Annotated in this window: 9 protein-coding genes; 5 read left to right on the top strand and 4 right to left on the bottom strand. The window is 65.0% G+C overall.

What is annotated here, in order from left to right:
• The 3 genes from HG262_RS27200 to HG262_RS27190 form a co-directional block, all read right to left on the bottom strand.
• Nucleotides 1-242 (bottom strand): biotin/lipoyl-containing protein (locus HG262_RS27200; RefSeq protein WP_304529618.1); only part of this gene is annotated, 242 nt, incomplete at its 3' end.
• 102 nt (nucleotides 243-344) lie between these two features.
• Complete coding sequence (locus HG262_RS27195) at nucleotides 345-3,212, bottom strand: 2-oxoglutarate dehydrogenase E1 component (protein ID WP_169273974.1); 2,868 nt, start codon at nucleotides 3,210-3,212, stop codon at nucleotides 345-347.
• Between the two features lie 327 nt (nucleotides 3,213-3,539).
• On the bottom strand, nucleotides 3,540-4,010 hold the full coding sequence (locus tag HG262_RS27190) for a winged helix-turn-helix transcriptional regulator (RefSeq protein WP_169273973.1): 471 nt from the start codon (nucleotides 4,008-4,010) through the stop codon (nucleotides 3,540-3,542).
• Between the two features lie 194 nt (nucleotides 4,011-4,204).
• On the opposite strand from HG262_RS27190, the gene HG262_RS27185 reads away from it, so the two are divergent.
• The 4 genes from HG262_RS27185 (at nucleotide 4,205) to HG262_RS27170 (ending at nucleotide 9,338) form a co-directional block, all read left to right on the top strand.
• Nucleotides 4,205-5,221, top strand: a complete 1,017-nt coding sequence (locus HG262_RS27185; protein WP_169273972.1) for a 1-aminocyclopropane-1-carboxylate deaminase — start codon at nucleotides 4,205-4,207, stop codon at nucleotides 5,219-5,221.
• A 210-nt stretch (nucleotides 5,222-5,431) separates the two neighbouring features.
• The gene (gene puuE / locus HG262_RS27180; RefSeq protein ID WP_169273971.1) at nucleotides 5,432-6,376 is read left to right on the top strand and encodes an allantoinase PuuE; all 945 of its coding nucleotides are present in this window, start codon (nucleotides 5,432-5,434) and stop codon (nucleotides 6,374-6,376) included.
• 11 nt (nucleotides 6,377-6,387) lie between these two features.
• Entirely contained in the window at nucleotides 6,388-8,106 is a 1,719-nt protein-coding gene (locus tag HG262_RS27175) for a hydantoinase/carbamoylase family amidase (RefSeq protein ID WP_169273970.1), read from the top strand.
• Nucleotides 8,107-8,108: 2 nt separating this feature from the next.
• Nucleotides 8,109-9,338, top strand: a complete 1,230-nt coding sequence (locus tag HG262_RS27170; protein ID WP_169273969.1) for an ArgE/DapE family deacylase — start codon at nucleotides 8,109-8,111, stop codon at nucleotides 9,336-9,338.
• Nucleotides 9,339-9,406: 68 nt separating this feature from the next.
• Here the strand turns inward: HG262_RS27170 and HG262_RS27165 are convergent, their stop codons facing one another.
• Nucleotides 9,407-11,461, bottom strand: coding sequence for an oligopeptide transporter, OPT family (locus tag HG262_RS27165; protein WP_169273968.1), 2,055 nt, complete (start codon nucleotides 11,459-11,461; stop codon nucleotides 9,407-9,409).
• A gap of 220 nt (nucleotides 11,462-11,681) precedes the next feature.
• Between HG262_RS27165 and mdeB the strand changes: the two genes are divergently transcribed.
• Entirely contained in the window at nucleotides 11,682-14,369 is a 2,688-nt protein-coding gene (mdeB, locus tag HG262_RS27160; protein WP_169273967.1) for an alpha-ketoglutarate dehydrogenase, read from the top strand.
• Nucleotides 14,370-14,376: the final 7 nt, after the last annotated feature.

Here is a 14,376-nt window from a genome sequence, read left to right as displayed (position 1 = left end):
CCGGCGGTGTCGATGCGGGCCAGCACTTCGCCCGAGGTCACGGTGCTGCCATCGCCCTTGACGATTTCAGCCAGCACGCCCGAGGCGGGAGCCGGCACTTCCAGCACGACCTTGTCGGTTTCGACTTCGATCAGGATTTCATCCGCTTCAACGGCAGCGCCCGGCTGCTTCTTCCAGGTCAGCAGGGTCGCTTCGGAGACGGATTCGGAAAGTTGGGGGACGACGACGTCGGTGATAGCCATTTTGTTTATTCCGTAAAGTTGTGTTCTGGTCACGCGGCGCGGCAAGGTTCGAAACGGGGTTCCTGAACGCTTGCCGCCCGCGGCGCGTGCATCAAGTCGGGATTACTTCGTCAACATGACCTTGAACTTGGGCGCGAAAGCCGTTTCGATCAGGGCCTTCTGCTGCTCCTGGTGCTTGGCCAGGTAGCCCACGGCCGGCGATGCCGACGCGGCACGACCAGCGTAGCCCAGCTTTTGGCCTTCGACCATGTTCTCGTACACGTGATGCTGAACGTAGAACCAGGCGCCTTGGTTCTGCGGTTCGTCCTGAACCCAGATCACTTCGGTTGCCTTCGGGTACTTGCGCAGTTCCGTTTCGAACGACTTATGCGCAAACGGGTACAGCTGCTCGACACGGATGATCGCGACGTTGTCGGCGCCACGCTCGCGGCGGGCATTGACCAGGTCGTAGTACACCTTGCCCGAGCAAGCCAGCACGCGCTTGACCTTGCCGGCGTCGATCGTGTCGTCCACTTCGCCGATCACGGGGTGGAAGCTGCCACCGGCCAGATCGGTCAGCGGGGAGCCCGCGTCCTTGTTGCGCAGCAGCGACTTCGGCGTGAACAGCACCAGCGGCTTGCGGAACGGACGGATCATCTGGCGGCGCAGAACGTGGAAGATCTGCGAGGCAGAGGTCGGCTGGACCACTTGCATGTTGTTGTCGGCGCACAGTTGCAGGAAGCGCTCGATGCGGCCCGAGGAGTGCTCGGGGCCTTGGCCTTCGTAGCCGTGCGGCAGCATCAGCGTCAGGCCCGACTGGCGACCCCACTTGGCTTCGCCGGAGCTGATGAACTGGTCGATCACGACCTGGGCGCCGTTGACGAAGTCGCCGAACTGGCCTTCCCAGATGGTCAGCGTGTTCGGTTCAGCGCTGGAGTAACCGTATTCAAAGCCCAGCACCGCCTCTTCGGACAGCACGGAGTCGATGACGGTAAACGGAGCCTGGCCTTCCGACACGTTCTGCAGCGGAATGTAGGTACCGTCGTTCCAGCGTTCGCGGTTCTGGTCGTGCAGCACGGCGTGGCGGTGCGTGAACGTGCCGCGGCCCGAATCCTGGCCGGTGATGCGGATGGCGTAGCCCGAGGACACCAGGGTCGCGAAGGCGAGGTGTTCGCCCATGCCCCAGTCCAGGTTCATCTCGCCCTTGGCCATCGTGCGGCGGTCGTTCAGCAGCTTGGCCACCAGCGGGTGCACCGTGAAGCCTTCCGGAACCGTCGTGACGCGTTCGCCGATGCGCTTGAGTTCAGCCAGCGGCACGGCCGTGTCGGCCTGGTCGGTCCACTTGGCGCCCAGGAACGGCGACCAGTCGATCGCGTACTTGCTCTTGTAGTCGGTCAGCACCGGTTCGATGGTGCGCTGGCCGTCTTCCATCAGTTGACGGTAGTCCTTGACGAGCTGATCGGCTTCGCCTTCGGCCAGCACGCCTTGCGTGGTCAGCTTGTCGGCGTACAGCTTGCGCGTGCCGGGGTGATGGCCGATGCGCTTGTACATCAGGGGCTGCGTCAGCGACGGGGTGTCTTGCTCGTTGTGGCCCAGCTTGCGGAAGCAGACGATGTCCACGACGATGTCGTGACGGAACTGCAGGCGGTAGTCCAGCGCCAGCTTGGTGACGAACACCACGGCTTCGGGATCGTCGCCGTTGACGTGGAACACCGGGGCTTCGATCATCTTGACGACGTCGGTGCAATACAGCGTCGAACGCGAGTCGCGCGGGTCGGACGTCGTGAAGCCGATCTGGTTGTTGATGACGATGTGCAGCGTGCCGCCCGTGCCGTAGCCGCGGGTTTGCGCCAAGTTCAGCGTTTCCATGACCACGCCCTGGCCGGCGAAAGCCGCGTCGCCGTGCACCAGCACCGGCAGCACTTGCTTGCCTTCAGCGTCGCCGCGGCGTTCCTGGCGAGCGCGCACGCTGCCTTCGACCACGGGGTTGACGATTTCCAGGTGGGACGGGTTGAACGCCAACGACAGGTGGACCGGACCGCCACGGGTGGACAGGTCGCTGGAGAAACCGTTGTGGTACTTCACGTCGCCGTCGGTCAGGCCTTCAGCGTGCTTGCCTTCGAACTCGGCGAACAAGTCGCCGGGCATCTTGCCCATGATGTTCACGAGCAGGTTCAGGCGGCCGCGGTGGGCCATGCCGACCACGATTTCCTGGACGCCGTTTTCACCGGCGTGGTTCACCACTTCGTCCATCGAGGCGATGAAGCTTTCGCCGCCTTCCAGCGAGAAACGCTTCTGGCCGACGTACTTGGTGTGCAGGAAGCGTTCGAGCCCTTCGGACTCGGTCAGCTGCTGCAGGATGTGGCGCTTTTCTTCGGCCGAATAGGCGGGCGCGCCCAAGGTGGTTTCCAGGCGTTCCTGGATCCAGCGCTTGGCGGCGGGGTCGGAGATGTGCGTGAATTCTGCACCGATGCTGCGGCAATACGTGTCGCGCAGCGCCTTCAGGATGTCGCGCAGCGTCATCGTGCTGGCGGTCGTGAAGTAGGTGTTGGTGGCCGAGTAGGTCTGGTCCAGGTCGGCTTCGGTCAGGCCATAGAAGGCGGGATCGAGTTCCGGAATCGGGGGACGTTCCTGGCGCTTGAGCGGATCCAGGTCGGCCCAGCGCGAACCCAGCGAGCGGTAGGCGGCGATCAGCGACTGCACCGACACCTGCTTGCTGGCGACGCTCAGGTCGGGTTCGGCCGAGCGTTGCACGAAGGCATTGGCCTTGGCGCGCTGGGCAAACGATTCGACGATGGGAGCGTGGGCCTGGTCACGAGTGGATTCCTGGCCGTCGGTGGCGGGAGCGTGCTGCAACTGGTCGAAATACTCGCGCCAGTTATCAGGTACCGAACCGGGATTGTCGAGGTAGGCTTCGTAAAGCTCCTCAACATAAGGGGCGTTACCCCCAAAGAGATAAGACGTGGATAGAGATTCTATTTCCGAAGACATATCGCTTCACCTTTACGAGTGCTTCACTCGACACGATGCAGGAAAACCTTCCGCAGCACGGGCTTCCCGTTAAGCGGATCGCAGGGGCAGAAGGCGCGTACAAGCCTTGATAGCCGTATGGTTGAAAGTATAACCCTTTGAGTTTATGGGCGTCTTCTTGCATTTGCGTGACGCAAAAGCCCGCGCGGAATACCTGCATGCGGCTTTGGAATGTCCGTCCAACGCCTGCAATCCAGCCGTCTACGCGCCATCAAATTCCGTCAATCGAAAATGCCGCAGCGCGTCATTTTCGGGCAACCCAAACCAGAGTGTTGCGCGATAGCCGCGTCATACCGGCAGCGCGGTCGTGGACAGGATCTCTTTCAACACGAAAAATGTGCGGATCTGGCGTACGCCCGGCAGCTTGATGATCTCGCCCGCATGCAGCTTGTTGAAGCGTTCCAGATCACGTATGCGCAGCATCAGGAAGTAGTCGAACTCGCCCGCCACCAGATGGCACTCCAGGCAGCCGCTGATGCCGCGCGCCGCTTCCTCGAAATCGGTGAACGACTCGGGCGTGGAACGGTCCAGCACCACGCCGACGATGACCAGCGTGGCCATGTCGACCTCAGCCGGTTCCAGCAGCGCGACTGTCTTCTTGATAACGCCTTCCGCCTTCAGCTTTTCCACCCGTCGCAGGCAGGCGGCCGGGCTCAGGTGGACGCGTGCGCTCAAGTCCAGGTTCGTGATCTGGGCGTCGTCCTGGAGCACGCGCAGGATGTGGCGGTCGATGCGGTCCCGGCCCGGCGTGGCGGTCATTTGATACGTCCCTGAAAATTTAATTTCGTTGATGTTTTTATATTCGAAATATCCCATTCCCAGCAACGCGAATTAATAACTTTAAACACGGAAAACAAATAAATAACGCAATTGACCGCAGATCTGCGCGATTCCTATGATTTCTCCATCCGCGCCCCCCCCGGCCGGCTGGACCTTTCCTTTCAGGAGCCCGCATGGATCTGCAACGATTCCCCCGACATCGCCTGACCTTCGGCGACACCCCCATCGAAAAGCTCGACCGCCTGTCCGCGCACCTGGGCGGCAAGGTCGAGATCTACGCCAAGCGCGAAGACTGCAACAGCGGCCTGGCCTTCGGCGGCAACAAGCTGCGCAAACTGGAATACCTGATCCCGCAGGCGCTCGAGCAAGGCTGCGACACGCTGGTGACGATCGGCGGTATCCAGTCGAACCACACCCGCATGGTGGCCGCCGTCGCCGCCAAGCTGGGGCTGGCCTGCGTGCTGGTCCAGGAAAACTGGGTGGACTATTCCGACGCGGTCTATGACCGGGTCGGCAACATCATGATGAGCCGCCTGATGGGCGCCGACGTGCGGCTGGTTGACCAGGGTTTCGACATCGGTTTCCGGCGCAGCTGGGAAGAGGCGCTGGAAGACGTGAGGAAGCGCGGTGGCAAGCCCTATGCCATCCCCGCCGGCGCGTCCGACCACGAATTGGGCGGGCTGGGCTACGTAGGATTCGCCGAAGAAGTACGCCGTCAGGAAGCCGACCTGGGGTTCAAATTCGACTACATCGTCGTGTGCGCGGTCACCGGCAGCACCCAGGCTGGCATGGTGGTGGGCTTTGCCGCCGACGGACGCGCCGACCGCGTCATCGGCATCGACGCGTCCGCCACGCCGGAACAGACCCGTGCGCAGATCCTGCGCATCGCCCGGCGCACGGCGGATCTGGTGGGGCTGGAAGCCGGCATCGCCGATAGCGACGTGGTGCTGGACACGCGTTACGCGTATCCCGCCTACGGCCTGCCCTCCGCGGAAACCAACGACGCCATCCGCACGTGCGCGCGCCTGGAAGGCATGATGACCGACCCGGTCTACGAAGGGAAATCCATGCAGGGAATGATGGACCTTGTCCGCCGCGGCGAGATCCCGCCCGGCTCGAAAGTCCTGTATGCGCACCTGGGAGGGGTGCCGGCGATCAACGCCTACAGCTTTCTGTACCGCAACGGCTAGGGAAGGATTCGGGGCCATGGGCTGGCCCGCGGGTGATCTGCGTTAAACGATGCCGGCGTGCGTGCGAACGTACGTCGGCATTATCGTTTTCCTCAGTTATGTACATAAATTGTATACACCCACTTGCTTTCCCGCTATGGTTTAGCCGAACATGACCCGTCCGCCACGCGGCGTCCGCTTGTCGAATCCGGCCTCCTGCCCGCCTCTTTCATGCACACCTACGATTCCACCCTTGCCTATCCCCGCGACCTTGTCGGCTACGGCCGGAATCCGCCGCACGCGCAATGGCCCGGCCGCGCCCGCATCGCCGTGCAATTCGTGCTGAATTACGAAGAAGGCGGCGAGAACAGCGTCCTGCACGGCGACGCGGGGTCGGAACAATTCCTATCCGAAATGTTCAACCCCGCCAGCTATCCCGACCGCCATCTCAGCATGGAAGGCATTTATGAGTACGGGTCCCGCGCGGGCGTTTGGCGCATCCTGCGCGAATTCGAAAAGCGGCAGTTGCCGTTGACAGTCTTTGGCGTCGGGATGGCGTTGCAGCGCCACCCCGAGCTGACCGCGGCATTCGTCGAGCTCGGCCACGAGATCGCGTGCCACGGCTGGCGCTGGGTGCACTACCAGAACGTGGACGAAGCCACCGAGCGCGAACACATGCGACTGGGCATGAACGCCATCACCGAACTGACCGGGGCCCGCCCCTTGGGCTGGTACACCGGACGCGACAGCCCGCGCACCCGCCGCCTGGTGGCCGACGACGGCGGCTTCGAGTACGACAGCGATTACTACGGCGACGACCTGCCCTTCTGGATGCAAGTGCAAAAGACCGACGGCAGCGTCGTACCGCAACTAATCGTGCCTTACACGCTGGATTGCAACGACATGCGCTTCGCCTTGCCGCAAGGCTACTCCCACGCCGATCCGTTCTTCCAGTACCTGAAAGACAGCTTCGACGTGCTCTACGCGGAAGGCGACGAGTCGCCCAAGATGCTCAGCATCGGCATGCACTGCCGCCTGCTGGGGCGTCCGGGGCGCATCACCGCGCTGCAACGCTTCCTGGATCACATCGCCAGCCATGACCGCGTGTGGATATGCCGCCGGCTGGACATCGCCCGCCACTGGAAGGCCACGCATCCCTATCTTCCGAATCGCTAAGGCTAACGACCATGGTTTCAACCCTGGAACAACTTAACGCCGCCGGCGACGACGCCGCCGCGGCCATGCTGGATAACCTGTATGCGCAGTCGCCATGGGTCGCCCGCCAGACCTTGCAGGCGCGCCCCTTCCGGTCGCTGGCGCAGTTGCAGCACCAGTTGCGCCACGTCGTCGATCGCGCGGATCCGGACACCCGGCTGGCGCTGATCCGCGCCCAGCCAGAACTGGCGGACGTGACCGATTTCACCCCCGACGCGCTAACGCGCCTTCAGCAGCTGCGCGCGCATTACAGCGACCGGTTCGGCTTTCCGTTCGTCCTGGCCGGGCGCGACCCGCGCGGCGTCCCGCTCACTCCCCAGCAGATCATCGACGAACTGGTGCGCCGCCTGGACAACCCGGCGGACGTCGAACACCAGGAAGCGCTGCGCAGCATTCATCGCATCGCCGAGATACGCCTGGGCGGCGACTTCGGCATCGACCTGTCGACAGGCAACGACATCTGGGACTGGCACGAAGCGCTCAGCCAGCACAGCGATCCCGGCTACGCCGAAAAGGGCCAGCTCACCGTCACGTACCTGACCGACGCCCATCGCGCCTGCGCGCAGCGCATCTCGCAATGGATGCGCGAGTGCGGCTTCGACGAGGTCGGCATCGACGCGGTCGGCAATGTGGTCGGCCGCTATCGCGCGGACCGTGCCGACGCCCCTACGCTGATGACAGGCAGCCATTACGACACCGTGCGCAACGCCGGCAAATACGACGGCCGGCTGGGAATCTTCGTGCCGATGGCGTGCGTGCGTGAATTGCACCGCCAGGGCCAGCGCCTGCCCTACCACCTGGAAGTGATCGGCTTTGCCGAAGAGGAAGGCCAGCGTTACCGCGCCACCTTCCTGGGCTCGGGTGCGTTGATCGGCGATTTCAAGTCTGAATGGCTTGATCAGAAAGACGCCCAAGGCATCACCCTGCGCGACGCCATGCAGCATGCCGGCCTGCGCATCGACGACATTCCGGCGTTGCGCCGCGATGCGTCCCGCTATCTGGGCTTTATCGAAGTGCATATCGAACAAGGGCCGGTGCTGTTCGAAATGGGTTTGCCGCTGGGCGTCGTTACGTCCATCAATGGCAGCGTGCGCTATATGGTGCAGATCTTCGGCATGGCCTGCCACGCCGGCACCACGCCGATGGACCGGCGCCGCGACGCCGCCACGGCCACCGCCGAACTGGCGCTGTACGTTGAACGGCGTGCGGCCCAGGACGGCGACTCGGTCGGCACGATAGGAATGCTTGAAGTGCCGAACGGTTCGATCAACGTCGTGCCGGGCGAATGCCGCTTCAGCCTGGACTTGCGCGCCCCCAGCGATCCGCAACGCGACGCGCTGGTCAACGACGTGCTGGCCGAACTGGCCGCCATCTGCCAACGGCGCGGCTTGCGTTACACCCTGGAAGAAACGATGCGCGCCGCGGCGGCCCCCAGTGATCCCGCCTGGCAACTGCGCTGGGAGCGCGCCGTCGACGCGTTGGGTGTCCCGCTCTACCGCATGCCTAGCGGCGCGGGTCACGACGCGATGAAGCTGCACGAGGTCATGCCGCAAGCCATGCTGTTTGTGCGCGGCCAGAATGCCGGCATCAGCCACAACCCCCGAGAATCCACCACCAGCGACGACATCCAGCTTGCCGCGTTTGCGATGCAACGCCTGCTGGACGACCTTGCCAACGATACGCCACATTGAATATGACTGACTACGACCGCCTGGACGCTTGGGTCGACGCCCACTTTGACGAGGAAGTCAGCTTCCTGCAGTCACTCGTGCGCGTCCCCACCGACACGCCGCCCGGCAATAATGCGCCGCATGCGGTGCGCACCGCCGAACTGCTGCAAGACTTCGGCTTTGACGTCGAAGCCCATCCCGTGCCGGTGGACGCGGTGAAGGAATACGGCCTGGAATCCCTCACCAATCTGATCGTACGGCGCGAGTACGGCCCCGGCCGCCGCATCGCGCTCAATGCGCACGGCGACGTGGTGCCTCCGGGCGACGGCTGGCAGCACGACCCCTATGGCGGCGAAATCGACGACGGCAGCCTGTACGGTCGCGCATCGGCCGTCAGCAAGAGCGACTTCGCCAGTTTCGCGTTCGCGGTGCGCGCGCTGGAAGCCGTGGCCAAGCCCAGCCACGGCGCGGTCGAGCTGCACTTCACGTATGACGAAGAGTTCGGCGGACTGCTGGGGCCCGGTTGGCTGCTTGCCCAAGGCCTGACCAAACCCGACCTGCTGATTGCCGCGGGCTTCAGCTACGAAGTGGTGACGGCGCACAACGGCTGCCTGCAAATGGAAGTGACCGTGCACGGCAAGATGGCGCACGCCGCCATTCCGGCCAGCGGCGTGGACGCGCTGCAAGGCGCAGTCAAGATCCTGAATGCGCTGTATGCGCAGAACGCGCGGTACCAGCAAGTGACATCCGACGTGCCGGGCATCACGCACCCCTATCTGAACATCGGACGCATCGAAGGGGGCACCAACACCAACGTGGTGCCCGGCAAGGTCAGCTTCAAGCTGGACCGCCGCATGATCCCCGAGGAAAACGCCGCCGAAGTCGAAGCGGACATCCGCCGGATCATCCAGGAAGCGGCCGCCTCGTCGCCCGGCATCACGGTCGAGATCAAGCGCCTGTTGCTGGCCAACTCGATGCGCCCCCTGCCCGGCAATCAGCCACTCGTCAGTGCCATCCAGAAGCACGGCGAGGCCCTCTTCGGCGAACCCATACCCGCCATGGGCACACCGTTGTACACCGACGTGCGCCTGTATGCCGAGGCCGGCATCCCCGGCGTGATTTACGGCGCGGGCCCCCGTACGGTGCTGGAATCGCATGCCAAGCGCAACGATGAACGCGTAGTGCTTGAAGATCTGCGCCGCGCGACCAAGGTCATTGCGCGCACGCTATCCGATCTGCTCAAACCGGCCTGATCCGCTGACGCGAGACACCTCGGGATGGCGGGCCCGTCTATGACCGGCCCGCAGTCCCGTTCAAGCCGCTATGCCAGGCGCATCACTCTGCGCCAGAACAACACCGCCACCAGCACAAACGCGGCAAGGCCCAGATAGGAGGCGATCTCCGCGAAGCCTTCGCCCGCGATCGCAAGCGGCGCATCCGTGCCCGCCGCGCCGATGATGGCCGCCATCAGCACGCCGACCAGGCTTTCCCCTACGATCAGGCCGGAGGCGATCAGCACGCCGCGGCGGTTCGCCGCGTCCGCATACTGCTCGTAGGGCTTGCCGGCGGCGGCCGCGCGGCGGCGCAAGGCCCGTTCCAGCAGCCACGCCAGCACCGCGCCGGCCACGATGGGCGCGGCCACGGTCGGCGGCAGATAGATCCCGATACCCACTGCCAGCACCGGAATGCGGGCGACCCGGCAGGTGCGCTTCAGGATTTCGTCCACCACAATCAGGCCCACGCCCACGGCCATGCCAATCAGGATCATGGTCCAGTTCAACTGGTGGGTGAAGATACCGCGCGCAATCGCCAGCATCAGCGTGGCTTGCGGGGCGGACAACGCCTGCGCCGGATCCATGCCGTCGCGTGGCATCGCGTCCGCGAAACCGTAAGCGTTGTACAGCAGTTCCAGCACCGGAGAAATCACCGCGGCGCCGACCACGCAGCCGATCAGCAGCGCCACTTGCTGGCGCCACGGCGTGGCACCCACCAGCCAGCCCGTCTTCAGGTCTTGCAGGTTGTCGTTCGAAATCGACGCGACGGCCACCACCGCCGACGTGCTGAAGATCGACAGCGCGATCGCCATCTGCACGCCATTCTGCACGCCAAGCAATTCACCCCCCAGGGCCAGCATCAGCAGCGATACCAGCACGATGGCCACGATGCCGACGCCCGATATCGGGCTGGTCGACGACCCCACCAGGCCAGCCATGTAGCCGCAGGCCGCGGCCACCAGGAAACCGAACACGAAGGCGAACAGCACGGCGTAGGCCACCAGTTTCCAGATGGCGCCGGCCGACAGCGGCGCGCCCGACAGGAACACCTGGAACGTGATCACCAGGATCGCCACCAGCACCAGCGTCACGATCGAAATCCACCCGGCCGACAGGTCGCGCTCGGTGCGCGGCGCCTGGCCGGCCCGGGCGGCGCCCGCCTTCGTCAATGCCGAAAACGACGCTTTGACGCCGCGCGCCATCGGCATGAACAGCGTCGCCAGCGTCCAGATTGCGCCCACGCCGATCACCCCCGCGCCGATGAAGCGCACTTGCGAGGACCACAGCCCGGTGGCGTATTGCGCCAGCGTCTGCCCGGCGGGCATATCGCCCATGGCCGTCAGGACGGGCACCGCGATACCCCAGGAAATGATCAGGCCCGTCAGCATGGCCAGACCCGCAACGATGCCGATCAGGTAGCCCGCGCCCAGCAGCGCCAGCGAAAAGCCCATCGGCAGGCGGAACACCGCGCCGCCCAGGGCGAACCAGCCGCTGACGCTGTCGCCCAGCACGCGCAAGCCGCTGGCGGCGAAACTGACCACGGCCGCCAAGACGCCGCCGGTCACGATATCGCCCATGCCGGTCGCGGCGGGTCTGGCATCGGACTTCACGGACGATTCGCCCGCGGCGTCTTGCGCCCGTTCGGCGCTGCCCACCCGCAGGATTTCGGCGGCCGCCACGCCTTCCGGATACGGCAGGTCGCTTTGCACCACCATCACGTGGCGCAGCGGGATGGTGAACATCACGCCCAGCATGCCGCCGGCCGCGCAGATGCCCAGCGTCTGCCAGAACGGAAAGCCCTGCCAATGCCCCATCATGACCAGCGCGGGCAGGATGAAGATGATGGACGACAGGGTGCCGGCCGCGGAGGCCTGCGTCTGCACCATGTTGTTTTCGAGGATGTTCGCGTCTTTGAACAGGCGCAGCACCGACATCGAGATCACCGCCGCGGGAATGGCGGATGAGAACGTCAGGCCGACCTTCAGCCCCAGGAAGACATTGGAGGCCGTGAAGATCACGGTAATCAAGGCGCCCAGTAAAACGCCGCGGAACGTCAGTTCCGGAAGGGTGACGTTTGCCGGGACGCTGACGGGTTGGGTCATTGAAGTCTCCCGTTGTGAATTTTGCTAAACCGCGCATTCTAGCGCTTCGGCGTCCACCTGATGGTCACCACGCGTAAACGCCGTCTGGCGGCAGATACTGCCGGCCTTGGAAACGTCCACAAAATATTATGCTGAAAGCAGGCCCTTCCACCCTGGAATTTGATCACTCATGCCTTCGACACAGGTCTAGCATGGAGCGATAACAGGAGACATCACGACCATGCGCGACGCCAGCCACCCTACCGCCGGGCAAGACGACCGGCACGACGCCGACCCATCGGAAACCGCCGAATGGCGCGACGCCCTGCAGTCGCTGCTTGATACCGGAGGGGCCGGCCGAGCCGGCTACGTGCTGGACAACCTGCTTGGGCATGCCGCGTCGCTGGGTCTGCGCGCCAACAGCCAGACCCGCACCGCCTATCTGAACACCATACCCGCCGACCAGGAACCGCCCTTCCCCGGCAACCTGGCGGTTGAAGAACGCATCGCCCGCATCAACCGCTGGAACGCGCTGGCCATGGTCGTGCGCGCCAACCAGGCGCATGGCGAGCTGGGCGGCCACATCGCCAGCTACGCATCCGCCGCCGACCTGTTCGAAGTCGGCTTCAACCATTTCTTCCGCGCGCAGTCGGCCGACGGCCCCGGCGACCTGGTCTACATGCAGCCCCATTCGGCGCCCGGCGTCTATGCCCGCGCCTATCTGGAAGGTTTCCTTGGCGAAGACGACCTGGCCCACTTCCGCCAGGAAATCACCGCCACGGCGAACGGCCTGCGCGGGCTCTCGTCCTATCCCCACCCGTGGCTGATGCCGGATTTCTGGCAGTTCCCCACGGGGTCCATGGGCATCGGCCCCATCAACGCCATCTACCAGGCGCGCTTCATGCGCTACCTGGAACACCGCTCGCTCGTGCCCGGCGGCGACCGCAAGGTCTGGGGCATCTTCGGCGACGGTGAAATGGACGAACCCGAATCCATCGCCGCGCTGACGCTGGCCGCGCGCGAAAAGCTCGACAACCTGGTCTTTGTCGTCAACTGCAACCTGCAGCGGCTGGATGGCCCGGTGCGCGGCAACGGCCGCATCATCGACGAGCTGGAAACGCTGTACGCGGGCGCCGGCTGGAACGTGATCAAGCTGGTCTGGGGCAGCGACTGGGACGCCCTGCTCCGGCGCGATACCGGCGGTGCGCTGGCCCGCGCCTTCGCCAATACGGTGGACGGCCAATTCCAGACCTTCGCCGCCAACGACGGCGCCTTCAACCGCGCCCATTTCTTCAACCAGAACCCCGAACTGGCCGCGCTGGTGGCCGACTGGACCGACGAGGCCATCGACCGCCTGCATCGTGGCGGCCACGACATGGTGAAGATCCACGCTGCCTACCACCGCGCGGCCCGGCACCGCGGCCAACCCACCGTGATCCTGGCGCAGACCAAGAAGGGCTTTGGCATGGGCTCGGCCGGCCAGGGCAAGATGACGACGCACCAGCAGAAGAAGCTGGATGACGAGGCCCTGCTGGCCTTCCGCGACCGTTTCGCGCTGCCGATCTCGGACGCCGACTGCCTGGCGCTCAAGTTCTACCGCCCCGCCGAAGACAGCACCGAACTGCGCCACCTGCAAGCGCGCCGCGCAGCGCTGGGCGGCCACATTCCCCGCCGCCGCACGCAGGCCCCGCGCCTGACGCCGCCCGATGCCGAACACTGGGCGCGCTTTGCGCTGGCCGCCGACGGCAAGGAAATGTCGTCGACCATGGCCATCGTGCGCATGCTGACGGCACTGCTCAAGGACGCCACCGTGGGCTCGCGCATCGTGCCCATCGTGGCGGACGAAGCGCGCACGTTCGGCATGGCCAACCTGTTCCGCCAGATCGGCATCTATTCGGCGCAAGGCCAGTTGTACGAGCCCGAGGACATCGGCTCGGTGCTGTATTACCGCGAAGCGCGCGACGGCCAGATCCTGGAGGAAGGTATCACCGAAGCGGGCGCGATCTCATCCTGGACCGCGGCCGGCACCAGCTATTCGGTCAACGGCCTGCCGATGCTGCCTTTCTATATCTATTACTCGATGTTCGGCTTCCAGCGCATCGGCGACCTGATCTGGGCGGCCGCCGACCAGCGCACGCGGGGCTTCCTGATCGGCGCCACGTCCGGCCGCACCACGCTGGGCGGCGAAGGCCTGCAGCACCAGGACGGCTCCAGCCACATCATGGCCGCCGCCGTGCCCAACTGTCGCGCGTACGACCCGGCCTACGCCTTCGAGGTCGCCGTCATCGTCGAACACGGCATCCGCCGCATGCTGGACGAGCAGCGCGACGAATTCTTCTACCTGACGGTCACCAACGAAAACCTGCCTCAACCCGACATGCCCGCCGGCGACGGCGTGCGCGACGGCATCCTGCGCGGGATGTACCTGCTGCGCCCCGCCCAGGGGCAAGCCCAGGTGCGCCTCCTGGGCGCGGGCCCGATGCTGCGCGAAGCCGAAATGGCGGCCGAACGCCTGCGTGAACACCATGGCGTGGACGCCGAGGTCTGGAGTGTCACCAGCTTTTCCGAGCTGGCCCGGGACGGCCGCGAATCCGAGCGCGCCCGCGTGCTGGGGCTGGACGCGGCGGGCAGCGCGGACTGGGTCCGCACCTGCCTGGGCGCCAGCGACGCGCCCGTCATCGCCGCCACCGACTACGTGCGCGCGGTGCCCGAGCAGATCCGAGCGTGGGTGCCCGCCCCTTACCGAACCTTGGGGACCGACGGCTTCGGCCGCAGCGATACCCGCGCCCAGTTGCGGGATTTCTTTGAAGTCAGCGCCGACTGGATCGTGCTGTACGCGCTGGACAGCCTGGGACGGCAGGCGGAGGCCGACACGTTGCGCCAGGCCCTGAATGCCCGCGCGCGGCAGACCCCGCCCTGGGATTTGTAGACGCTTC

Origin of the sequence: Achromobacter sp. Bel (genome assembly GCF_012928505.1) — a bacterium.
In the GTDB taxonomy this organism is placed as follows: Bacteria; Pseudomonadota; Gammaproteobacteria; order Burkholderiales; family Burkholderiaceae_B; genus Achromobacter.
Note: the sequence above shows the minus strand (reverse complement) of the source record. Positions and strands in the feature narration are given on the sequence as shown.

Bases quoted from the DNA above. Each gene is read 5' to 3' on its own strand.
- HG262_RS27195 (WP_169273974.1), bottom strand. From the start codon at position 3,212: ATGTCTTCGGAAATAGAATCTCTATCCACGTCTTATCTCTTTGGGGGT.
- HG262_RS27190 (WP_169273973.1), bottom strand. From the start codon at position 4,010: ATGACCGCCACGCCGGGCCGGGACCGCATCGACCGCCACATCCTGCGC.
- HG262_RS27185 (WP_169273972.1), top strand. From the start codon at position 4,205: ATGGATCTGCAACGATTCCCCCGACATCGCCTGACCTTCGGCGACACC.
- puuE (WP_169273971.1), top strand. From the start codon at position 5,432: ATGCACACCTACGATTCCACCCTTGCCTATCCCCGCGACCTTGTCGGC.
- HG262_RS27175 (WP_169273970.1), top strand. From the start codon at position 6,388: ATGGTTTCAACCCTGGAACAACTTAACGCCGCCGGCGACGACGCCGCC.
- HG262_RS27170 (WP_169273969.1), top strand. From the start codon at position 8,109: ATGACTGACTACGACCGCCTGGACGCTTGGGTCGACGCCCACTTTGAC.
- HG262_RS27165 (WP_169273968.1), bottom strand. From the start codon at position 11,461: ATGACCCAACCCGTCAGCGTCCCGGCAAACGTCACCCTTCCGGAACTG.
- mdeB (WP_169273967.1), top strand. From the start codon at position 11,682: ATGCGCGACGCCAGCCACCCTACCGCCGGGCAAGACGACCGGCACGAC.